The organism is Hydrogenophaga sp. PBL-H3 (assembly GCF_010104355.1).
Classification (GTDB): Bacteria; Pseudomonadota; Gammaproteobacteria; order Burkholderiales; family Burkholderiaceae_C; genus Hydrogenophaga.
The window spans coordinates 4,192,139-4,210,597 of the sequence record NZ_CP044972.1 but is presented as its reverse complement, the minus strand read 5'-3'; the positions used below and the strand labels follow the sequence as shown (position 1 = coordinate 4,210,597).

Genomic DNA, 18,459 nt, shown 5'->3' with positions numbered 1-18,459 from the left:
ATGTCTACCAAGCAGAAAATCCGCATCCGCCTGAAAGCGTTTGACTACAAACTGATCGACAGCTCTGCCGCCGAGATCGTCGACACCGCCAAGCGCACCGGCGCGATCGTCAAGGGCCCAGTGCCTCTGCCGACCCGCATGAAGCGCTTCGACATCCTGCGTTCGCCACACGTCAACAAGACCAGCCGCGACCAGCTCGAAATCCGCACGCACCAGCGTCTGATGGACATCGTGGACCCGACCGACAAAACGGTTGACGCCCTGATGAAGCTCGACCTGCCGGCTGGCGTGGACGTCGAAATCAAGCTGCAGTAATTGCGGTTTTCAAGCCGGTCGGCGCACCATGCGCTGGTCGGCTTGCACAAACAAAGCCTGCTGGTTATACTGGCAGGCTCTTCCGGATTTCGGTCCGGGGAGTTCGGCTTTGCCGATGCGGCTTGTCAATGATGCAAGTCGTACCTTTAAAACGTGTCGGCGCCCTTCGGGGAGAGTCGATGCACCATCAGCCCCGGCCAATTGAAGTCGGGAACGGAGAAAACAATGAGTCTTAGCAACTCCCTCGGGTTGTTGGGTCGCAAGGTGGGCATGATGCGCCTGTTCACCGATGACGGGGACGCAGTTCCTGTCACGGTGGTCGATGTGTCGAACAACCGCGTGACTCAGGTCAAAACCCTGGCCCATGATGGCTACGATGCGCTGCAGGTCACCTTTGGTGCCCGCCGCGCTTCCCGCGTGACCAAGCCCGAAGCGGGCCACCTGGCCAAAGCCGGTGTTGAAGCGGGCGAGATCATCCAGGAATTCCGCGTCGCTTCTGACGTTGCTGCCCAGTACCAGCCCGGTGCCGTGGTGGCCCCCAACGCGATTTTCGCGGTGGGCCAGAAGGTTGACGTGCAAGGCACCTCGATCGGTAAAGGCTTCGCCGGCACCATCAAGCGCCACAACTTCAAATCCCAGCGCGCGTCGCACGGCAACAGCCGTTCGCACAACGTGCCAGGTTCCATCTCCATGGCCCAGGATCCGGGTCGCGTGTTTCCGGGCAAGAAGATGACCGGTCACATGGGTGATGACACCAAAACCATCCAGAACCTCGACATCGTGCGCGTGGACGAAGCCCGTCAACTGCTCATGATCCGTGGCGCTGTGCCCGGCTCGAACGGCGGTTTCCTGACCGTGCGCCCAGCCATCAAGGCCAAATCCAAGGGAGCAAACTGATGCAAGTTGAACTCCTGAACGACCAGGGTCAGTCATCGTCCAACGTGGACGTGCCTGAGACCGTGTTTGGTCGCGATTACAACGAAGCCCTGATCCACCAACTCGTGGTGGCCTACCAGGCGAACGCCCGTCAAGGCACGCGTGCACAAAAAGACCGCCAGATGGTCAAGCACTCGACCAAGAAGCCGTTCAAGCAAAAAGGCACGGGCCGCGCCCGCGCTGGTATGACGTCTTCGCCTCTGTGGCGTGGCGGTGGTCGGATTTTCCCGAACAGCCCCGACGAGAACTTCACCCAGAAGATCAACAAGAAGATGTACCGCGCCGGCATGGCCTCCATCTTCTCGCAGCTGGTGCGTGAAGGCCGTCTGGCCGTGGTCGACTCCATGAAAGTGGACTCGCCCAAGACCAAGCAGCTGGCCGACAAGTTCAAGGCCATGAACCTGCAATCGGTTCTGGTGATCGCCGAAGAAGTCGACGAGAACCTGTACCTCGCCTCGCGCAACCTGCCCAACGTGCTGGTGGTCGAGCCGCGTTACGCCGATCCGCTGTCGCTGGTGCATTACAAGAAGGTCATCGTCACCAAGGCGGCGATCGACCAGCTCAAGGAGATGTTCGCATGAGCGTCACAAAATACGACGAAGGCCGCCTGATGCAGGTCCTCGTGGCACCCATCGTGTCCGAGAAGGCCACTCAAGTAGCCGAGCAGACCAATGCCGTGATGTTCAAGGTGTTGCGCGATGCTTCCAAGCCCGAGATCAAGGCCGCTGTTGAACTGATGTTCAAGGTACAGGTCAAGGGCGTTTCCGTGCTCAACCAAAAGGGCAAGGCCAAACGCTTTGGCAAGACCGTGGGTCGTCGCGACCACGTTCGCAAAGCGTATGTGACCCTCATGCCGGGTCAAGAGCTGAACTTCGGCGGGGAGGGCGTTTAATCATGGCAGTCATCAAGATGAAACCCACCTCACCAGGCCGTCGTGGCATGGTGAAGGTGACGCGTGACCACCTGCACAAGGGTGAAGGCTACGCGCCGCTGCTGGAACCCCAGTTCCAGAAAGCAGGCCGCAACAACAACGGCCACATCACCACCCGCCACAAGGGCGGTGGTCACAAGCACCACTACCGCGTTGTCGATTTCCGTCGCAACAAGGATGGCATTCCGGCCAAGGTCGAACGCATCGAGTACGACCCGAACCGCACTGCGCACATTGCGCTGGTGTGCTACGCCGACGGCGAGCGTCGCTACATCATCGCCCCGCGTGGCGTTGAGGTGGGCGCAACCCTGCTGTCCGGCTCGGAGTCGCCGATCCGCGTGGGCAACACCCTGCCGATCCGCAACATCCCGGTCGGCTCGACCATCCACTGCATCGAGTTGCAGGTCGGCAAGGGCGCACAAATCGCCCGTTCCGCCGGCGCCTCGGCCGTGCTGCTTGCTCGCGAAGGCATCTACGCCCAGGTCCGCATGCGTTCCGGCGAGGTCCGCAAGGTCCACGTGGATTGCCGCGCCACCATCGGCGAAGTGTCCAACCAGGAACACAGCCTGCGCCAGTTGGGCAAGGCTGGTGTAAAGCGTCACATGGGCATTCGCCCGACCGTTCGCGGTACCGCGATGAACCCGATCGACCACCCGCACGGTGGTGGTGAAGGCAAGACCGGCGAAGGCCGCGCTCCGGTGGATCCGTGGGGCAACCTGACCAAGGGCTACCGCACCCGCAACAACCGCCGCACGCAGTCGATGATCGTCTCGCGTCGCAAGAAGTAAAGGGTTGACAACATGACTCGCTCACTGAAAAAAGGCCCTTTCGTTGACCATCACCTGATGGCCAAAGTGGAAAAGGCCGTGTCCACCAAGGACAAAAAGCCCGTCAAGACCTGGTCGCGTCGCTCGATGATCCTGCCCGATTTCATCGGCCTGACCATTGCCGTGCACAACGGCAAGCAGCACGTGCCCGTGTACATCACCGATCAGATGGTTGGACACAAGCTCGGCGAGTTTTCGCTGACGCGCACGTTCAAAGGCCATCCGGCCGACAAAAAAGCGAAGAAGTAAGGAACAACCATGGAAACCCGTTCAATCGTTCGAGGCGTTCGCCTCTCGGTCGACAAAGGCCGACTGGTTGCCGACCTGATTCGCGGCAAAAAAGTCGACCAGGCCCTCAACATCCTGGCGTTCACGCAGAAGAAGGCCGCTGGCATCGTCAAGAAAGCTCTTGAGTCCGCCATCGCCAATGCTGAACACAACGACGGCGCCGATATCGACGAACTGAAGGTCACGACCATCTACGTCGAGCAAGGCACCACGCTCAAGCGCTTCTCGGCCCGCGCCAAAGGCCGCGGCAACCGCATCAGCAAACCCACGTGTCACATCTACGTGACGGTTGGCAACTGAAGAGGTCACAGGAATATGGGACAAAAAATCAACCCCACCGGGTTCCGCCTCGCCGTTTCGCGCAACTGGGCCAGCCGCTGGTACGCGAGCAACCGTGACTTCGCCGGCATGCTGGCCGAAGACATCAAGGTGCGTGAGTACCTCAAGGGCAAGCTGAAGAACGCCGCCGTTTCGCGCGTCGTGATCGAGCGTCCTGCCAAGAACGCCCGCATCACCATTTACTCGGCACGTCCGGGCGTGGTGATCGGCAAGAAGGGCGAAGACATCGAGAAGCTGAAGAAAGAACTGGCCGCCAAGCTGGGCGTGCCGGTTGCGGTCAACATCGAAGAAGTGCGCAAGCCCGAGATCGATGCCAAGCTGATCGCCGACAGCATCACGCAACAGCTCGAAAAACGCATCATGTTCCGCCGCGCCATGAAGCGCGCCATGCAGAACGCGATGCGCCTGGGCGCACAGGGCATCAAGATCATGTCGTCGGGTCGCCTGAACGGCATCGAGATCGCCCGTTGCGAGTGGTACCGCGAAGGTCGCGTGCCACTTCACACCCTGCGTGCAGACATCGACTACGGTACGTCCGAAGCCAAGACCACCTACGGCATCATTGGTGTCAAGGTCTGGGTCTACAAGGGCGACACCCTGGGCCGCAACGATGCGCCCGTGGCCGCCGAGCCCCGTGTTGAAGAAGAGCGCCGCCCACGTGGTCCGCGCCGTGAGCGTCCTGCAGGTCCTCCTGCTCGCGCTGCGGTTCGTCGCCCCGGTGCGAACGCTGCTCCGGCCGATGGCAGCGACAAGCCTGCCGAAGCCACGACCGGAACCGAAACCAAACCCGCCGTTAAGCGCGTTCGCAAAGACGCCGCGCCCGCATCTGCAGCTGCGGACGGCAAAGGAGAATAACCATGTTGCAACCTGCTCGCCGCAAATTCCGCAAGGAACAAAAAGGCCGCAATACCGGTGTCGCCACCAGCGGCGCCACCGTCGCGTTTGGTGACTTCGGTCTGAAGTCCACCGACCGCGGTCGCCTGACGGCCCGCCAGATCGAAGCCGCGCGTCGCGCGATTTCCCGTCACGTCAAACGTGGCGGCCGCATCTGGATCCGCGTGTTCCCGGACAAGCCGATCTCCCAGAAACCTGCCGAAGTCCGCATGGGCAACGGCAAGGGTTCGGTGGAGTACTACGTGGCCGAGATCCAGCCCGGCAAGGTGCTGTACGAGATCGTCGGCGTGCCGGAACAGCTGGCCCGTGAGGCGTTCCAGCTGGCCGCCGCCAAACTTCCCCTGCGCACCACGTTCGTGACGCGCTTGTTGGGTCAGTGATTCAGGAGAACACAAGATGAAAACTGCTGAACTGCGCCAAAAGGATGTGGCCGGCCTCGAAGCCGAAGTGAAATCGCTGCAAAAGGCCCACTTCGGTCTGCGCATGCAAAAAGCCACGCAACAACTCAACAACAACGCCGTGCTGGGCGACACCCGCCGCGCCATCGCTCGTGCCAAGACCATTCTTGCCGAGAAGCAGCGCAACGCGGCTTCTGCCAAATAAGGAGTGACCATGACGGAAGCTAAAACATCCCTCAAGCGCACCTTGATCGGCAAGGTCGTCAGTGACAAGCGCGCAAAGACCGTGACGGTTCTGGTCGAGCGCCGTGTGAAGCACGAGCTCTACGACAAGATCGTGGCGAAGTCGAGCAAGTACCACGCCCATGACGAAAAGGGCGAGTACAAGACCGGCGATACGATCGAGATCACCGAGAGCCGCCCGCTGTCGAAGACGAAAAACTGGGTCGCCACCCGCCTGGTCCAAAAAGCCGAGCTGGTTTAAGCGCGATTCGCGCTGCCTGCAGCGCCGAACTGAAAAGCGACCGACAATGCCGGTCGCTTTTTCTTTTTCCGGGCTCGATTCCTGAGCCCTCACACTAAGGCCCAAGGGCCCAAATCCACGAGGAGCACAGCATGATTCAGGTTGGCGAAAAGATCCCCGCAGCAACGTTGATGGAGTACAGCGAGGTTGAAGGCAACGGTTGCAGCATCGGGCCCAACGCCGTGGATGCCCAAAAAGCAGCAGCCGGAAAGACGATCGCTGTGTTCGCGTTGCCCGGCGCGTTCACACCGACCTGCTCTGCCAAACACGTGCCCGGTTTTGTCGAGCACGCGGCTGACTTCAAGGCTGCCGGCGTGGACGAGATCTGGTGCCTGAGTGTGAACGACGCCTTCGTGATGGGTGCCTGGGCGCGCGATCAGAAGACCGGCGACAAGGTGCGCATGCTGGCCGATGGCAGCGCCGACTTTGCCAAGGCCACCGGTCTGACGCTGGACCTGACCGGCCGCGGCATGGGTCTGCGCAGCAACCGCTACTCGATGTTGATCAAGGACGGCGTGGTCAAGGCGCTGAACGTCGAAGGTCCGGGCAAGTTCGAAGTGAGCGACGCTGCCACCCTGCTGGCCCAGGCCAAAGCCGGCGTCTGATCGCAGGCTGACTCAAAAAAAAAGCCGGCGGTGGCAACACCGGCGGCTTTTTTCATGGTGTCTGCCCTGGCTACGGATTCAGAGATCGACCTTCAGGTAGTGGGCGCCGGGAATGGGGTTGTGGTAGTAGGGTGCGACCTCCACAAAGCCCGATTCCTGGTAGAGGGCGCGCGCCGTTTCCATGTCGCTGAGCGTGTCCAGCAGCATGGTGGTGTAGCCGGCGAGCCGCGCGTCGCCCAGGACCCGCTCGACCAGCAAGCGGCCAAGGCCGAAGCCCCGGAACGCGCGGCGCACGAACAGGCGTTTCATTTCGCATGCGTCGAGGTGGTCGGTGTTGGTGAGGGCGCGAAAGGCACAGCAGCCGGCGGGCTCGTCGTCCACACTGGCCAGAAAAACGGAGCCGTTCGGTGGTGCGTATTCACCGGGCAGGCCGGCCAGCTCGGCGTCAAAGCCCTGAAAACACAGATCGATGCCCATGTCGGCCTGGTAGTCCAGGAACAGCGACCTGACCGTCGACAGGTCGGCGGGAAACTGGGCCAACCTGAGCGTGACGCTGGCAGTCTCGGAGGGTTTCATGCGAGGGAGATGCGGACGGGGCCGAAAGATCGGCCGGGCGCTCACTATACGACAGGCGCTGCACTTCAGAAGGCATTGCCCTGCCGGACCAGCCACGTCACCGCGCCGCCACACAAGGCCAACACCAGCAGGGCCAGAGCGCGGGTGGAGGTCGAATCGCGGGTTTCAGGAACGTTCGCGACGCGGGTCACATGCTTGTCGCCCACCACCATGGGACGGATCAGGTTGTCCTTCTTCACCCACTTGTAAAAGAAGACGGCCAGGACGTGCAAGACGACCAGACCGATCACGATGAACTTGCCGACGTTCTTGTGGTAACCCGTGGCCAGGGCCACCGTGTCGCCGGAGACGAAACGCACCAGGGGACCGAAGAAGGCGATCTCGTCGTCGCTCATCAGCCCCGTGCCCACCTGGGCCAGCAGCACCGTCAGCAGGGCGAACACCGACAGGGCACCCAAGGGGGAGTGACCCACCCTGTGTTCGGGCTGGGTCTTTCCACGCAAGTACGAAACGACCGTGGATGGCGCAAACAGGAAACTGCCGAAGCGCGACCAATGACCGCCCACAAAACCCCAAACCACGCGGAACAACAGCAGGGCCAGCACCGCATAGCCCAGGCGCAAGTGCCAGTTCATCCAGTTGCCGCCGATGTTGGCTGTGATGACAAGGCCCACGACGGCGGCCGCGAGCAGCCAGTGGAACAGGCGGGTGGGCAGGTCCCAGACGCGAATGGTTTGCATGGTTGGCAGTGGAAAAGTCAAAGAGAAGTGGAGCCGCAGACTTCAAGACAGTTCCGGCGGAACTTAATACCGGGTCGAACACTCACGCGGTGGTAGCTGTTGTGCTACGTTTTTTGTATCAAGTATTCAACCACGCTCAGGAGTGTTCATGAAATTTCTTGCCCCGTTGGCCATGGCCGTTGCAATCACCGGCCTGTCCGCCCCGGCTTTCGCCCAGTTCCAGAAACCTGAAGATGCGATCAAGTACCGCAAGGCGACCTTCACGGTGATGGCCAGCCATTTCGGCCGCCTGGGTGCCATGGCCAGCGGGCGTGCGCCGTTCGACGCCAAGGTGGCGGCCGAGAGCGCCGCCATCGTCGAGACCATGAGCAAGCTGCCGTGGGAGGGCTTTGGCCCCGGCACCGATAAGGGCGACACCCGCGCACTGCCTGCGATCTGGACCGAGCAGGCCAAGTTCAAGGAAAGCGCCGGCAAACTGCAAGCCGAGACGACCAAACTGAGCGCAGCCGCCAAGACGGGCAATCTGGACGCGGTGAAGACCGCCTTCGGCGCCGCAGGTCAGACCTGCAAGGCCTGTCACGACGCTTTCCGCAAAGAGTGACGTCCCATCTGGTGTGAGCCGGAATGCAAAAAGCCGGGACCTGGGTCCCGGCTTTTTGCTGTGTGGGGCACGGATTGCCTCAGGTTTGCGCCAGCAGTTTTTCGATGAGCTGGTGCAGGGCAGCGAAGTCGGGCTCTCCCACGAACCGTTTGACGATGCGCCCCTGCTTGTCCACCAGGTAGGTGGTGGGGGTGAGTTTGACGTCGCCCCATTGCTGGGCGATCTCGCCAGTGTTGTCGAGCGCGACCTTGAACGGCAACTGGCGGCTCTGCGCGAAATTGAGCACCCAGTTGGGTGGGTCGTATTCCATGGCCACGGCCACGGTGTCGAAGCCCTGACCCTGGTACTTGTTCCAGGTGGCGACGATCTGCGGCATTTCCTTCACGCACGACACGCAGGTGGTGGCCCAGAAATTCACCAAGGTCACCTTGCCTTTGAGGTCGGCGGTGGTGGCCTTGGAGCCGTCGAGCAGCACGAAGGTCGATTGGGGCGCGGCCTCGCCACCGGCGCAGCCGGCCAGACCCATCACGGCGGCAGCGCCCAGCGCAGCCACCACGGCCATGCCGCGGCGGCGCAAGAGGCCAGGTCGATCAAGTTCGGTCATTGTGTTTTCATTTCCCGGGGACTACATTGCCCCACGTCGTTCGTTCATCCGCATCTCAGGAGACACCGCATGCAGCGCCGCCAGTTTACCCAGTCCACCGCCGCCATCGGCCTTCTCATCCTGGCCGCCCATCAGCAGGCGCGAGCCTTGTCGTTGGGCGATCTCACCGAAGGCGACGCCAGCAAGGGCATCAAGGCGGCTCTGGAAAAGGGGGCTCTTGCGGCCGTGGCGCTGCTGGGCAAGACCGATGGATTCCTGGGCAACCCGAAAGTTCGGATTCCTTTGCCGGGATTTCTCGAAGACGCGTCCAAGCTGCTGAAAATGACCGGCCAGGGCAAGCGGGTCGACGAACTCGTCACCAGCATGAACCGCGCGGCCGAAGCGGCCGTGCCCATGGGCAAGGACCTGCTGGTCGGCGCGGTGAAGTCCATGAGCGTGACCGATGCCAAGAACATCCTGGGGGGCGGCGACGACTCCGTGACCCGCTTTTTTGCCGAAAAAACCCGCACGCCCCTGGGCGAGAAGTTCCTGCCGGTGGTGACCAAGGCCACCGAAAAGGTGGGCCTGGCCAACCAGTACAACAAGGTGGCGGGCAAGGCCGCAGGCATCGGTCTCGTCAAATCCGAAGACGCCAACATCCAGAAGTACGTGACCGGCAAGTCGCTGGACGGCCTCTACACCATCATCGGCGAGGAAGAGCGCAAGATTCGCCAGGACCCGGTGGGCACCGGCAGTGCCATTCTGCAAAAGGTGTTCGGTGCACTGAAGTGAGCGCCGGCTGTCGTTGCATCTTCAGTTTTTCTTGAGCTTACTGCGCGCCTCGGTCAGGCGCGCGTTCAGGTACTCGCCGAAGAAGTCGGGCACGGCCACACCCACCAGGCGCTCGGCGAGTTCCTGGCCGTCGGGGCCGAAGAACATCACCGTGGGCGTGAAGCGCGCCTTCCAGGCCCGGGCCTGATCGGCTGGCGTGGTCATGTCGCCGGCAAAGCCCTGCAGGTTGGTCTGGCGGTCCTGGACGTCGATCTGCACCGCCACCAGCTCGCCATCTCGGCGCATCGGCGCCAGGTAGTTGTTGCGCACCAACTCGCAGTAAACGCAGCCTTTGAGCGTGGTCATGACCACCAGAGGCTCGCCGCGCGCGGCCGCGGCCTGGGCGGCGCCGCGCAACGAGGCGGGTGTGGGCAGGTTCGGCGCAGCGGTGGCCATGGTGGTTCGGCTCAGACCGCGCCGCTTCGTTGCAGCTCGGTCAGCTGCTCGGGTGTGCTGCCCAGCCAGTCGCCCAGCACCTCGGCGGTGTGCTGACCGAGCAGCGGTGGGGGAAGGTCGTTGCGCACGGGGGTGACGCTCAGTTTGAGCGGGCTGGCGACCAGATCCACCTGATCGGCCAGCGGGTGCGACCAGCGCTGCACCATGCCACGCGACACCACGTGTTCGTCGGCAAACACCTCGGCCAGGTTGTTGATCGGACCGCAGGGCACCTTGGCGGCTTCCAGCGCCGCGAGCCAGTCGGCTTTGCTGCGGGTCTTGAGGATGGTTTCAAGCAGTGGCACCAGCTCGGCGCGGTGGCGCACGCGGTTCTGGTTCTGGGCATATCTTGGGTCCAGCGCCAGCTCGGGCTGGCCCGCCACGGCGCAGAACTTGGCGAACTGGCCGTCGTTGCCCACCGCCAGGATGATGTGTTGCGCCTGGCCCTGTGCATCGGGCGCCACCTCGAACACCTGGTAGGGAACGATGTTGGCATGGGCGTTGCCTGCGCGGCCCGGTACCTTGCCGTCTTCGCGACCGCGCACGAGGTAGTTGGCGCCCAGGTTGGCCAGCATGGCCACCTGCGTGTCGAGCAGGGCCATGTCGATGTGCTGGCCCTCGCCCGTGCGCTCGGCGTGGCGCAGCGCGGCCTGGATGGCCACCGTGGCGTACAGGCCGGTGAACAGATCGGCCACGGCCACGCCCACTTTCTGCGGGCCACCGCCGGCCAGGTCGTCGCGCTCGCCGGTCACGCTCATGAGGCCGCCCATGGCCTGGATGGCGAAGTCGTAGCCCGCGCGATCCTTGTACGGGCCTGTCTGGCCGAAGCCGGTGATGGAGCAGTACACCAGCTTGGGGTTGATGGCACGCAGACTCTCGAAGTCAAGCCCATAGCGCGCCATGTCGCCGACCTTGTAGTTCTCCACGAACACATCGGCCTTGGCCGCGAGTTCGCGGATCAGCGCCTGGCCCGCGGGCGTGGCGATGTCGCAGGTGATGGAGCGCTTGTTGCGGTTGGCACCCAGGTAATAGGCGGCCTCGGCCGTGTCCGCCCCATCGCGTCCGCGCAGGAAGGGCGGACCCCAGCCGCGCGTGTCGTCACCCCCAGGGTGGTTGTCGCCGGGCGGGCGTTCGACCTTCACCACATCGGCGCCCAGATCGGCCAGCGTCTGCGTGCACCAGGGGCCGGCGAGCACGCGGGACAAATCGAGTATGCGGATACCATCCAGAGCATTCATGTTTGCCATTGTGCGCGACGCTGCCGGCACTGCGCTGTCCCCACGGTGGCGTGCTCCACCCCATCCCATGTCATCAAATGCATACCGCCACGCGATGCGCCGACGCGGGCTCATCGGCGCGCTGATAGCCTTGGCTCTGACCGCCTGCAACCCCACTTTCAACTGGCGCGAATGGCGCCCCGAGGGCACGCCGCTGCAGGCGCTCATGCCGTGCAAGCCCGAGACCGCCGAACGCTCGGTGCCCCTGGGTGGTTCGCCCACCGTGCTGCACATGCACAGCTGCCAGGCCGGCGGCCTCACCTTTGCGCTGGCCTGGGCCGATGCACCCGACGCCGCTGCCGTGCCCGCCACGCTGATCGACTGGCAACGCGCCGCGCTCGCCGCGATCCGTGTGGACCCGGCGCTGCAGGCCGATCCGGGCCACCGCTGGACCACGACTGTGGCCGGCGCCACGCTGACGCAAGGCATCGTCGCGCAGGGCACCGATCCACAAGGCCAGTCCGTGCAGACCCGGGCGGTGTACTTCGCGCGTGGTGCGCAGGTGTTCCAGGCCGCGATCTATGGCCCGACCATCACCGACGAGGTGCGCACCACCTTTGTTGACGGACTGAAGCTGCCATGACAAGCGCGCCGACAGACACGCGCGGCGACGCGCTGGGGACGCGCGCCGCGGTCATCGTTTTCCTCACGTTTGCGGTCGCGTACTTTTTCTCCGCCCTGGTGCGCGCCATCACGGCCACGCTCTCGCCCACCCTGAGCCGGGAACTCGACCTCAACGCTGGCGACCTCGGCCTGCTCGCGGGTGGCTACTTCCTGGGCTTCGCCATGACCCAGCTGCCGTTGGGCAATTGGCTGGACCGCCACGGGCCGCGCAAGGTGATCCTGGCCTTTCTCACGGTGGCCGTGCTCGGCTGCATGGCGTTTGCGCTGGCCACGAGTTTCTCGGGCTTGCTGGCCGCGCGCGTGCTCACCGGCATGGGGGTGAGCGCCTGCCTGATGGCGCCGCTCACCGGCTTTCGCCGCTGGCTCACGCCGGCCACACAACTGCGCGCGAACTCGTGGATGCTCATGACCGGTTCGCTGGGCATGGTGGCGGCCACGCTGCCGGTGCAGTGGTTGATGCCCTACACCGGCTGGCGCGGGCTGTTCTGGCTGCTGGCCGGGCTGATTGCGCTGTCGATGATCGGTATTGCGATCACCGTGCCACGATGGCGTCAGGCGACGCCGGCGCAGTCCGAAAGCCAGCCGTTGCCGTCCGGGGGGTACGGCCTGATCTGGCGCAACCCTTACTTTCGCCAGATGTTGCCAATCGGTTTCGTCAACTACGGTGGCATGGTAGCCGTGCAGACCCTGTGGGCCGGGCCGTGGATGGTGAAAGTGGCGGGCTACACCCCGCAGGAGGCAGCCGCTGGCCTGTTCGGCATCAACCTGTCGATGCTCTGCACCTTCTGGCTCTGGGGCGTGGTCAACCCCCACCTGGCGCGCCGTGGCTTGCGGCCCGAGCGGCTGATCGCCTGGGGATTGCCCGCGAGCTTCCTTGTGCTGGCCGCCATCGTGCTGCTGGGCGCAGGCGCGGGCTGGGAGCTGTGGGCCCTGTTCTGCGTGACCAGCACATTCGTGTCGCTGTCGCAGCCGGCGGTGGCGCTGGCGTTGCCGCCCGAAGCCGCCGGGCGCGCCCTGTCGGCGTACAACCTGGCCATCTTCGCCGGGGTCTTCGGTGTGCAGTGGGGCATTGGCCTGCTGATCGAGGCGCTCACGGTGTTCGGTTGGAGCGAGTCTGTTCGTTACCGGGGTGCCATGGCCTTCTTCGGCGTGTGTTGCGTGTTCGCCTACCTGGCTTTCTGGCGTGCCTGGCGAGCCCGCCCGCGCACCCAGGCCGGCTAAACTGCGCTCATGAACGGCATCCTCATCATCGCGCACGCGCCTCTGGCTTCGGCCTTGCGCCAGTGCGTCATGCATGTGTTCCCCGACAGCGCCGAGGCCGTCTCGGCGCTGGATGTCCAACCCAACGTACCGCCTGAAGAATCGCTGGCACAGGCGCGCGCACTCATGCGCCAGATGCACCTGCCCCAAACCCTGGTGGTGACCGACGTGTTCGGCGCCACGCCATGCAACGTGGCGCAGAAACTCATCGACGGCATCAACTCCAAGTTGATCACCGGCGTGAACCTGCCCATGTTGCTGCGCACCGTGTCTTACCGCCACGAGTCGCTGGACGCGCTGATCTCGCGCGCCATGATCGGTGCCACGCAGGGGGTGATTCAGGTGGCGGTGACCGCTCCGCAGAACCAGGCCAGACGAGCCACCCATGATCAAGACCACCGTGACCATCAGCAATAAGCTCGGGCTGCACGCACGCGCCTCGGCCAAACTCACCAAACTCGCGGGCAGCTTCGCCAGCGATGTGTGGATGTCCCGGGGTGATCGCCGCGTCAATGCCAAAAGCATCATGGGCGTGATGATGTTGGCCGCGGGTCTGGGCAGCACCGTCGAGGTGGAGACCATCGGGGCGGACGAGGCGGTGGCCATGGACGCTCTCGTTGCACTCATCAACGACAAGTTCGGCGAGGGCGAATGAGCTTCTCCGTCCACGGTCTCGCCGTCTCCCGGGGCATTGCCATCGGGCGGGCGGTGATCGTGGCGTCGAGCCGGATCGATGTGGCGCACTACTTCGTGCAGGCCGAGCAGGTTCAGGGCGAGATCGAGCGGCTGCGCCATGCGCGCAACGAGGTGGCCGCAGAAATCCTGAAGGTGCAGCAGAGCCTGCATGAGCTGGGTCCCTCGGATGCGCATCCCGAACTCACCGCCCTGCTCGACGTGCACCTCATGCTGTTGCAGGACGAGCAGCTCACCGGCGGCGTGAAACACTGGATCGTCGAGCGCCACTACAACGCCGAATGGGCGCTCACCACGCAGCTGGAGGTGATCGCGCGCCAGTTTGACGAGATGGAAGACCCCTACCTGCGCGAGCGCAAGGCCGACCTGGAACAGGTGGTCGAGCGCATCCTGCGCGTGATGCGCGGCGTGGCATCGCCCGTGGGTGCCGGCCAGTCGCGCCCCGGGCAGGACAGCGCGGTCGACGTGCCGCTGGTGCTGATCGCGCACGACCTCTCGCCGGCCGACATGCTGCAGTTCAAGCAAAGCGTGTTTGCCGGCTTCGTCACCGACGTGGGTGGCAAGACCAGCCACACCGCTATCGTCGCGCGCAGCATGGACATCCCTGCCGTGGTCGGTGCGCGTTCGGCCAGCCAGCTGATCGAGCAGGACGACTGGGTCATCATCGACGGCGATGCCGGCGTGGTGGTGGTCGATCCCTCACCCATCCTGTTGGCCGAATACGGCTTCAAGCAGCGCCAGGGTGAAGTCGAGCGCGAGCGCCTCTCGCGCCTGAAGAACACGCCCGCCGTCACGCTCGACGGACAAAAGATCGAACTGCTGGCCAACATCGAACAGCCCGAAGACGCCGTGGGCGCCCTCAAAGCCGGTGCCGTGGGCGTGGGGCTGTTCCGCAGCGAGTTCCTGTTCATGGGGCGCAATGGCAAGCTGCCCGACGAGGAGGAGCAGTACCAGGCCTACAAGCGCGCGGTGGAGGGCATGCAGGGCCTGCCGGTGACCATCCGCACCGTGGACGTGGGCGCCGACAAGCCGCTGGACCGCGTGGCCCCGCGCGCTGGCGAAGACCACCTCAACCCGGCGCTGGGCCTGCGCGCCATCCGCTGGAGCCTGGCCGACCCCGCCATGTTTCTCGCGCAGTTGCGCGCCATCTTGCGCGCAGCCGCGCACGGCCCGGTGCACCTGCTCATTCCCATGCTCGCGCACGCCAGCGAAATCCGCCAGACGCTGGCGCTGGTGCACCGTGCGCGCGAACAGCTGCTGGCCGCCGGCGTGACCCATGGCGCGGTGAAGCTGGGCGCCATGATCGAGGTGCCGGCGGCGGCGCTCACCATCCCGCTGTTCCTCAAGCACTTCGACTTTCTCTCCATCGGCACCAACGACCTGATCCAGTACACGCTGGCCATCGACCGCGCCGACGAGGCCGTGTCTCACCTGTACGACCCGGTGCACCCCGCTGTGCTGCAGCTGCTGGCCAGCACCATCACGCAATGTCACGCGCAGGGCAAGGGCGTGAGCGTGTGCGGCGAAATGGCGGGCGACGTGGCCATGACGCGCCTCCTGCTTGGCCTGGGCTTGCGCAGCTTCTCCATGCACCCGTCGCAGATCCTGGCGGTCAAGCAGCAGATATTGCGCTGCGACACGACCCGCCTGCAGACCTGGGCCCAGACCGTGCTGTCGGCGGAAGATCCCGCCGCGCTCATGACCGACTGATCCGTTGGCCCCCGCGCTGCGCTGCGCGGGTCGTCCGTCAGCGGCGCGTGGCCATCACCGCCGCACCCACGATCATCAGCGCCGCCAGTCCGATCGCAGGACTCGGCATCTCCCCCCGAAGCAACAGCAGTGTCAGCGTGGAGAGCAGCGGCGTGAGAAAACTCAGCACACCGATCTGGCGCGCGTCGCCGCGTTTGAGGGCGGCGTCCCACAGAAAGAATGCACCACCGAGCGGACCCAGGCCCAGCACGGCGATGAGCAGCATGTCCTGGGTCGAGAGCGAGACGGCGGGCTCCAGCAGCGCGTGGCAGAACAGCGAGAGCACGCCCGACAGCAAGGCGAAGCTGCCGATGGCCGCGGTGGGAAAGGCGCGCACGCGCTTGGTCATCAACGAATAGCTCGCCCACATGAAGGCCGAGGCCAGCGCCGGGATGTAGCCCCAGGCCCAGCGAGCTTCACCCGCACCACCGGCGCCTCCCACAATGGCCAGTGCCGCGCCCGCGAAGCCCAGCAAGGCGGCAAAGATGTGGTGGCCGGTGAGCTTCATGCCGGGCAGGAACAGCGGCGCCATCACCACGATGCCCAGCGGCCAGAGGTAGTTCACCAGGTTGGCCTGCACCGGTGGCGCGTGGCGCAGCGCGATGAAGAGCAGGAAGTGGTAGCCGAACAGGCCGTACACACCCAGCGCCAAGGTGCTGGCCGGCACGCGCCATTGGCGGAAGTCGAAGCGCGAGAGCGGCAGCGCGATCAGGCTGCCGATCAGCAGCGAGAGGCCGGTGAGCAGAAAGGGCGGGACATGCGACAGGGCCACACCGAGTGCGGCGAGGGAGGCCCACAGCGCGATGGCGCCCAGGGCAAGGAGGTTGGCGTTCATGCCGGTAGGTTACCGTGCCGCGCCGGTGGTTCCTGTTGGGGCAGGCTCGTCATGCGCCAGTCATGGTGTCGTCATGCGTTCGTCGCACGGGCCACACAACATCGCGGCATGCTCAACGTCGATTTGGTCTGGTTCAACGCGGGTGGCGGCCACCGCGCCGCCGCCGAGGCGCTGTCGCTGGCCATCGAGGCCCAGGGCCTGCCCTGGCGTGTGCGCAAGGTGAACTTCACCGAAGTCATCGATCCCGCGGGCAAGTTCCGCCGGGTCATGGGCTTCGATCCGGAAGACCTCTACAACAAGCGTCTGGCCAGTGGCTTCACGCTGGGTCTCTCGCAAGAACTCAAGCTGCTGCAGCGCGCCATCCGCTGGAGCCACCCCTTGCTGGTGGAACGGCTGGCGGCTCACTGGCGCGCGACGAAGCCCGACATGGTGGTTTCGCTGATTCCGAATTTCAACCGGGCGCTGCACGACAGCCTGGCGCAGGCCCAGCCGCAGACCCCGTTTGTCACGGTGTTGACCGACATGGCCGATCACCCGCCCGCGTTCTGGATGGAGCCGGGCACGGGTCAGCATGTGGTTTGCGGCACGGCGCACGCCCATGCGCAGGCGCTGCAGGCGGGCTGCACACCTGAGCAGGTGCACCGTGTCAGCGGCATGCTGCTGCGCCCGGCCTTCCACGCGCCCGCAACGCTGGACCGCAGCCAGGAGCGCGCGGCACTGGGACTCGATCCACAGCAACCGGTGGGGCTGGTGATGTTCGGTGGCGCTGGCTCGCGCGTCATGAAGCGCATCGCCACTGCCTTGCCCGAGGTGCCTCTGATCCTGCTGTGCGGGCGCAACGAGGCGCTGGCGCAGTCGCTGCGGGTCTTGCCGGCGGTGGCGCCGCGTGTGGTGGTGGGCTTCACGCCCGATGTGGCGCGCTGGATGCAGCTGGCCGATTTTTTTGTCGGCAAGCCGGGACCCGGTGCCATCAGCGAGGCGGTGCAGATGGGTTTGCCGGTGATCGTGACGCGCAACGCCTGGACCATGCCGCAGGAGCGCTGGAACACCGATTGGGTGCGCGAGCAAGGCGTTGGCCTGACGCTGCGCAGCTTCAGCCGGATTGGCACTGCGGTGGAGCAGCTGCTGCCACGGCTGGCGGACTTTCAGCAACGTGCTGCCGCCGTCGAGAACCGCGCGGCGCTGGAGGTGCCACAACGTCTTGCGGCCATTCTGAAGGCGAGGCAGGCCACCGCCGCAGAGCGGTTGGTGGAGCCTGCACTGTCATCCAATTGACGCCGAGGCTTCATTGACGCGTCGCAAGTGATCTTCACACTGAACCTCCATGCGACGCGACCTCCTTCCCTTGCTGGACACCACGGACACCACGGACTCAACGGATGCCGACGCGGATGCGCCCGACAGCCTTCGCGTGCGCACCGTGTGGATATCGGACCTGCACCTGGGCACACCGGGCTGCCAGGCGGTGCCGTTGCTGGATTTCTTGAAGCGTGTGGAGTGCGACACGCTCTATCTGGTGGGCGACATCATCGACGGCTGGCAGCTCAGGCGGCAGTGGTACTGGCCGCAGACCCACAACGACGTGGTGCAGAAGCTGCTGCGCAAGGTGCGCAAGGGCACGCGCGTGGTCTTTGTGCCGGGCAACCACGACGAGTTCGCACGCAAGTACCTGGGCCACAACTTCGGCGGCGTCGAAGTGGTTGACGAGGCCATTCATCAGACTGCGGACGGGCGACTCCTGTGGATCACGCACGGTGACTACTTCGATGGCGTGATCCAGTGCGCCAAGTGGCTCGCCCATGTGGGTGACTGGGCCTACGAGCTCACCTTGCGCATCAACCGGCATCTCAACTCCACGCGCGCGCGCCTGGGTTTGCCGTACTGGAGCTTGTCGCGCTACCTCAAGCTCAAGGTGAAGCGCGCGGTGAGCTACGTGGGCGACTTCGAGGTCGCGGTGGCACGCGAGGCGCGAGAGCGAGGCGTGCACGGCGTGGTCTGCGGCCACATCCACCACGCCGAGATCCGCACGATCGACGGCATCCTGTATTGCAACGACGGCGACTGGGTGGAGAGCCTCACGGCGCTGGTGGAACACGCCGATGGGCGGCTTGAAATTCTCGACTGGTCGGACCCACCGGGCCTGCCTGCGATCGAGGGTATGGCCGTCACCCCCGCCCTGTACCCTGCAACGGCCTGATC

Annotated in this window: 27 protein-coding genes; 21 read left to right on the top strand and 6 right to left on the bottom strand. The window is 64.6% G+C overall.

Annotated features, from left to right (window positions below; translation table 11 throughout):
* The 12 genes from rpsJ to F9Z44_RS19660 all read left to right on the top strand — a co-directional run bounded on the left by rpsJ (position 1) and on the right by F9Z44_RS19660 (position 6,056).
* Positions 1–315, top strand: coding sequence for a 30S ribosomal protein S10 (gene rpsJ, locus F9Z44_RS19715; RefSeq protein WP_056266806.1), 315 nt, complete (start codon positions 1–3; stop codon positions 313–315).
* Between the two features lie 225 nt (positions 316–540).
* Positions 541–1,212 (top strand): 50S ribosomal protein L3, encoded by a 672-nt coding sequence (rplC, locus tag F9Z44_RS19710; protein ID WP_056266802.1) that lies wholly within the window; start codon positions 541–543, stop codon positions 1,210–1,212.
* Positions 1,212–1,832: a 50S ribosomal protein L4 gene (rplD, locus tag F9Z44_RS19705; protein WP_056266799.1), complete on the top strand. Its 621-nt coding sequence runs from the start codon at positions 1,212–1,214 to the stop codon at positions 1,830–1,832. The genes rplC and rplD overlap by 1 nt, the downstream gene beginning before the upstream one ends.
* The gene (gene rplW / locus F9Z44_RS19700; protein WP_056266794.1) at positions 1,829–2,143 is read left to right on the top strand and encodes a 50S ribosomal protein L23; all 315 of its coding nucleotides are present in this window, start codon (positions 1,829–1,831) and stop codon (positions 2,141–2,143) included. The genes rplD and rplW overlap by 4 nt, the downstream gene beginning before the upstream one ends.
* A gap of 2 nt (positions 2,144–2,145) precedes the next feature.
* Positions 2,146–2,970: a 50S ribosomal protein L2 gene (rplB, locus tag F9Z44_RS19695; protein WP_056266790.1), complete on the top strand. Its 825-nt coding sequence runs from the start codon at positions 2,146–2,148 to the stop codon at positions 2,968–2,970.
* Positions 2,971–2,982: 12 nt separating this feature from the next.
* Positions 2,983–3,258, top strand: coding sequence for a 30S ribosomal protein S19 (gene rpsS, locus F9Z44_RS19690; protein ID WP_056266785.1), 276 nt, complete (start codon positions 2,983–2,985; stop codon positions 3,256–3,258).
* Between the two features lie 9 nt (positions 3,259–3,267).
* Positions 3,268–3,597 carry a 50S ribosomal protein L22 gene (gene rplV, locus F9Z44_RS19685; RefSeq protein WP_056266781.1) on the top strand — a complete coding sequence of 110 codons (330 nt, stop codon included), beginning with the start codon at positions 3,268–3,270 and terminating at the stop codon, positions 3,595–3,597.
* Between the two features lie 15 nt (positions 3,598–3,612).
* The gene (gene rpsC / locus F9Z44_RS19680; RefSeq protein WP_159608379.1) at positions 3,613–4,491 is read left to right on the top strand and encodes a 30S ribosomal protein S3; all 879 of its coding nucleotides are present in this window, start codon (positions 3,613–3,615) and stop codon (positions 4,489–4,491) included.
* Positions 4,492–4,493: 2 nt separating this feature from the next.
* Positions 4,494–4,910, top strand: coding sequence for a 50S ribosomal protein L16 (rplP, locus tag F9Z44_RS19675; protein WP_056266773.1), 417 nt, complete (start codon positions 4,494–4,496; stop codon positions 4,908–4,910).
* A gap of 16 nt (positions 4,911–4,926) precedes the next feature.
* The gene (gene rpmC / locus F9Z44_RS19670; RefSeq protein ID WP_159608378.1) at positions 4,927–5,133 is read left to right on the top strand and encodes a 50S ribosomal protein L29; all 207 of its coding nucleotides are present in this window, start codon (positions 4,927–4,929) and stop codon (positions 5,131–5,133) included.
* A 9-nt stretch (positions 5,134–5,142) separates the two neighbouring features.
* Complete coding sequence (gene rpsQ / locus F9Z44_RS19665; RefSeq protein ID WP_159608377.1) at positions 5,143–5,412, top strand: 30S ribosomal protein S17; 270 nt, start codon at positions 5,143–5,145, stop codon at positions 5,410–5,412.
* A gap of 131 nt (positions 5,413–5,543) precedes the next feature.
* Positions 5,544–6,056, top strand: coding sequence for a peroxiredoxin (locus tag F9Z44_RS19660; protein WP_159608376.1), 513 nt, complete (start codon positions 5,544–5,546; stop codon positions 6,054–6,056).
* A gap of 78 nt (positions 6,057–6,134) precedes the next feature.
* Here the strand turns inward: F9Z44_RS19660 and F9Z44_RS19655 are convergent, their stop codons facing one another.
* Positions 6,135–6,632: a GNAT family N-acetyltransferase gene (locus F9Z44_RS19655; protein WP_159608375.1), complete on the bottom strand. Its 498-nt coding sequence runs from the start codon at positions 6,630–6,632 to the stop codon at positions 6,135–6,137.
* Between the two features lie 65 nt (positions 6,633–6,697).
* Positions 6,698–7,372, bottom strand: coding sequence for a cytochrome b/b6 domain-containing protein (locus F9Z44_RS19650; RefSeq protein WP_159608374.1), 675 nt, complete (start codon positions 7,370–7,372; stop codon positions 6,698–6,700).
* A 148-nt stretch (positions 7,373–7,520) separates the two neighbouring features.
* On the opposite strand from F9Z44_RS19650, the gene F9Z44_RS19645 reads away from it, so the two are divergent.
* Positions 7,521–7,973: a c-type cytochrome gene (locus F9Z44_RS19645; protein WP_159608373.1), complete on the top strand. Its 453-nt coding sequence runs from the start codon at positions 7,521–7,523 to the stop codon at positions 7,971–7,973.
* Positions 7,974–8,052: 79 nt separating this feature from the next.
* On the opposite strand, the gene F9Z44_RS19640 is transcribed toward F9Z44_RS19645, so the two are convergent.
* Positions 8,053–8,577: a TlpA family protein disulfide reductase gene (locus F9Z44_RS19640; RefSeq protein WP_442907221.1), complete on the bottom strand. Its 525-nt coding sequence runs from the start codon at positions 8,575–8,577 to the stop codon at positions 8,053–8,055.
* A 69-nt stretch (positions 8,578–8,646) separates the two neighbouring features.
* Here F9Z44_RS19640 and F9Z44_RS19635 point away from each other — a divergent pair, with 69 nt between their 5' ends.
* Positions 8,647–9,348 (top strand): DUF4197 domain-containing protein, encoded by a 702-nt coding sequence (locus F9Z44_RS19635; protein ID WP_159608372.1) that lies wholly within the window; start codon positions 8,647–8,649, stop codon positions 9,346–9,348.
* Positions 9,349–9,369: 21 nt separating this feature from the next.
* Here F9Z44_RS19635 and F9Z44_RS19630 read toward each other — a convergent pair whose 3' ends face one another.
* Together F9Z44_RS19630 and F9Z44_RS19625 are read right to left on the bottom strand one after the other, a co-directional pair.
* Entirely contained in the window at positions 9,370–9,783 is a 414-nt protein-coding gene (locus F9Z44_RS19630) for a thioredoxin fold domain-containing protein (RefSeq protein WP_159608371.1), read from the bottom strand.
* Between the two features lie 11 nt (positions 9,784–9,794).
* Complete coding sequence (locus tag F9Z44_RS19625; protein ID WP_159608370.1) at positions 9,795–11,060, bottom strand: CaiB/BaiF CoA transferase family protein; 1,266 nt, start codon at positions 11,058–11,060, stop codon at positions 9,795–9,797.
* 67 nt (positions 11,061–11,127) lie between these two features.
* Here F9Z44_RS19625 and F9Z44_RS19620 point away from each other — a divergent pair, with 67 nt between their 5' ends.
* Genes F9Z44_RS19620 through ptsP form a run of 5 tightly spaced genes read left to right on the top strand, consistent with a single transcriptional unit; the run spans position 11,128 to position 15,386 of the window.
* Complete coding sequence (locus F9Z44_RS19620; RefSeq protein WP_159608369.1) at positions 11,128–11,682, top strand: hypothetical protein; 555 nt, start codon at positions 11,128–11,130, stop codon at positions 11,680–11,682.
* Positions 11,679–12,944 (top strand): MFS transporter, encoded by a 1,266-nt coding sequence (locus F9Z44_RS19615; protein ID WP_159608368.1) that lies wholly within the window; start codon positions 11,679–11,681, stop codon positions 12,942–12,944. Before F9Z44_RS19620 ends, F9Z44_RS19615 begins: the two co-directional genes overlap by 4 nt.
* Before the next feature lie 9 nt (positions 12,945–12,953).
* Positions 12,954–13,400 (top strand): PTS sugar transporter subunit IIA, encoded by a 447-nt coding sequence (locus tag F9Z44_RS19610; RefSeq protein ID WP_159608367.1) that lies wholly within the window; start codon positions 12,954–12,956, stop codon positions 13,398–13,400.
* Positions 13,369–13,638 (top strand): HPr family phosphocarrier protein, encoded by a 270-nt coding sequence (locus tag F9Z44_RS19605; protein ID WP_159608366.1) that lies wholly within the window; start codon positions 13,369–13,371, stop codon positions 13,636–13,638. The genes F9Z44_RS19610 and F9Z44_RS19605 overlap by 32 nt, the downstream gene beginning before the upstream one ends.
* On the top strand, positions 13,635–15,386 hold the full coding sequence (gene ptsP / locus F9Z44_RS19600) for a phosphoenolpyruvate--protein phosphotransferase (RefSeq protein WP_159608365.1): 1,752 nt from the start codon (positions 13,635–13,637) through the stop codon (positions 15,384–15,386). The genes F9Z44_RS19605 and ptsP overlap by 4 nt, the downstream gene beginning before the upstream one ends.
* Positions 15,387–15,423: 37 nt before the next feature.
* On the opposite strand, the gene F9Z44_RS19595 is transcribed toward ptsP, so the two are convergent.
* Complete coding sequence (locus F9Z44_RS19595; protein WP_159608364.1) at positions 15,424–16,260, bottom strand: DMT family transporter; 837 nt, start codon at positions 16,258–16,260, stop codon at positions 15,424–15,426.
* A gap of 108 nt (positions 16,261–16,368) precedes the next feature.
* Here F9Z44_RS19595 and F9Z44_RS19590 point away from each other — a divergent pair, with 108 nt between their 5' ends.
* Both F9Z44_RS19590 and F9Z44_RS19585 read left to right on the top strand, forming a co-directional pair.
* Complete coding sequence (locus F9Z44_RS19590) at positions 16,369–17,535, top strand: galactosyldiacylglycerol synthase (protein ID WP_159608363.1); 1,167 nt, start codon at positions 16,369–16,371, stop codon at positions 17,533–17,535.
* Between the two features lie 49 nt (positions 17,536–17,584).
* Positions 17,585–18,457 (top strand): UDP-2,3-diacylglucosamine diphosphatase, encoded by an 873-nt coding sequence (locus tag F9Z44_RS19585; protein WP_159608362.1) that lies wholly within the window; start codon positions 17,585–17,587, stop codon positions 18,455–18,457.
* Positions 18,458–18,459: the final 2 nt, after the last annotated feature.

Bases quoted from the DNA above. Each gene is read 5' to 3' on its own strand.
- rpsJ (WP_056266806.1), top strand. From the start codon at position 1: ATGTCTACCAAGCAGAAAATCCGCATCCGCCTGAAAGCGTTTGACTAC.
- rplC (WP_056266802.1), top strand. From the start codon at position 541: ATGAGTCTTAGCAACTCCCTCGGGTTGTTGGGTCGCAAGGTGGGCATG.
- rplD (WP_056266799.1), top strand. From the start codon at position 1,212: ATGCAAGTTGAACTCCTGAACGACCAGGGTCAGTCATCGTCCAACGTG.
- rplW (WP_056266794.1), top strand. From the start codon at position 1,829: ATGAGCGTCACAAAATACGACGAAGGCCGCCTGATGCAGGTCCTCGTG.
- rplB (WP_056266790.1), top strand. From the start codon at position 2,146: ATGGCAGTCATCAAGATGAAACCCACCTCACCAGGCCGTCGTGGCATG.
- rpsS (WP_056266785.1), top strand. From the start codon at position 2,983: ATGACTCGCTCACTGAAAAAAGGCCCTTTCGTTGACCATCACCTGATG.
- rplV (WP_056266781.1), top strand. From the start codon at position 3,268: ATGGAAACCCGTTCAATCGTTCGAGGCGTTCGCCTCTCGGTCGACAAA.
- rpsC (WP_159608379.1), top strand. From the start codon at position 3,613: ATGGGACAAAAAATCAACCCCACCGGGTTCCGCCTCGCCGTTTCGCGC.
- rplP (WP_056266773.1), top strand. From the start codon at position 4,494: ATGTTGCAACCTGCTCGCCGCAAATTCCGCAAGGAACAAAAAGGCCGC.
- rpmC (WP_159608378.1), top strand. From the start codon at position 4,927: ATGAAAACTGCTGAACTGCGCCAAAAGGATGTGGCCGGCCTCGAAGCC.
- rpsQ (WP_159608377.1), top strand. From the start codon at position 5,143: ATGACGGAAGCTAAAACATCCCTCAAGCGCACCTTGATCGGCAAGGTC.
- F9Z44_RS19660 (WP_159608376.1), top strand. From the start codon at position 5,544: ATGATTCAGGTTGGCGAAAAGATCCCCGCAGCAACGTTGATGGAGTAC.
- F9Z44_RS19655 (WP_159608375.1), bottom strand. From the start codon at position 6,632: ATGAAACCCTCCGAGACTGCCAGCGTCACGCTCAGGTTGGCCCAGTTT.
- F9Z44_RS19650 (WP_159608374.1), bottom strand. From the start codon at position 7,372: ATGCAAACCATTCGCGTCTGGGACCTGCCCACCCGCCTGTTCCACTGG.
- F9Z44_RS19645 (WP_159608373.1), top strand. From the start codon at position 7,521: ATGAAATTTCTTGCCCCGTTGGCCATGGCCGTTGCAATCACCGGCCTG.
- F9Z44_RS19640 (WP_442907221.1), bottom strand. From the start codon at position 8,577: ATGACCGAACTTGATCGACCTGGCCTCTTGCGCCGCCGCGGCATGGCC.
- F9Z44_RS19635 (WP_159608372.1), top strand. From the start codon at position 8,647: ATGCAGCGCCGCCAGTTTACCCAGTCCACCGCCGCCATCGGCCTTCTC.
- F9Z44_RS19630 (WP_159608371.1), bottom strand. From the start codon at position 9,783: ATGGCCACCGCTGCGCCGAACCTGCCCACACCCGCCTCGTTGCGCGGC.
- F9Z44_RS19625 (WP_159608370.1), bottom strand. From the start codon at position 11,060: ATGAATGCTCTGGATGGTATCCGCATACTCGATTTGTCCCGCGTGCTC.
- F9Z44_RS19620 (WP_159608369.1), top strand. From the start codon at position 11,128: ATGTCATCAAATGCATACCGCCACGCGATGCGCCGACGCGGGCTCATC.
- F9Z44_RS19615 (WP_159608368.1), top strand. From the start codon at position 11,679: ATGACAAGCGCGCCGACAGACACGCGCGGCGACGCGCTGGGGACGCGC.
- F9Z44_RS19610 (WP_159608367.1), top strand. From the start codon at position 12,954: ATGAACGGCATCCTCATCATCGCGCACGCGCCTCTGGCTTCGGCCTTG.
- F9Z44_RS19605 (WP_159608366.1), top strand. From the start codon at position 13,369: ATGATCAAGACCACCGTGACCATCAGCAATAAGCTCGGGCTGCACGCA.
- ptsP (WP_159608365.1), top strand. From the start codon at position 13,635: ATGAGCTTCTCCGTCCACGGTCTCGCCGTCTCCCGGGGCATTGCCATC.
- F9Z44_RS19595 (WP_159608364.1), bottom strand. From the start codon at position 16,260: ATGAACGCCAACCTCCTTGCCCTGGGCGCCATCGCGCTGTGGGCCTCC.
- F9Z44_RS19590 (WP_159608363.1), top strand. From the start codon at position 16,369: ATGCTCAACGTCGATTTGGTCTGGTTCAACGCGGGTGGCGGCCACCGC.
- F9Z44_RS19585 (WP_159608362.1), top strand. From the start codon at position 17,585: ATGCGACGCGACCTCCTTCCCTTGCTGGACACCACGGACACCACGGAC.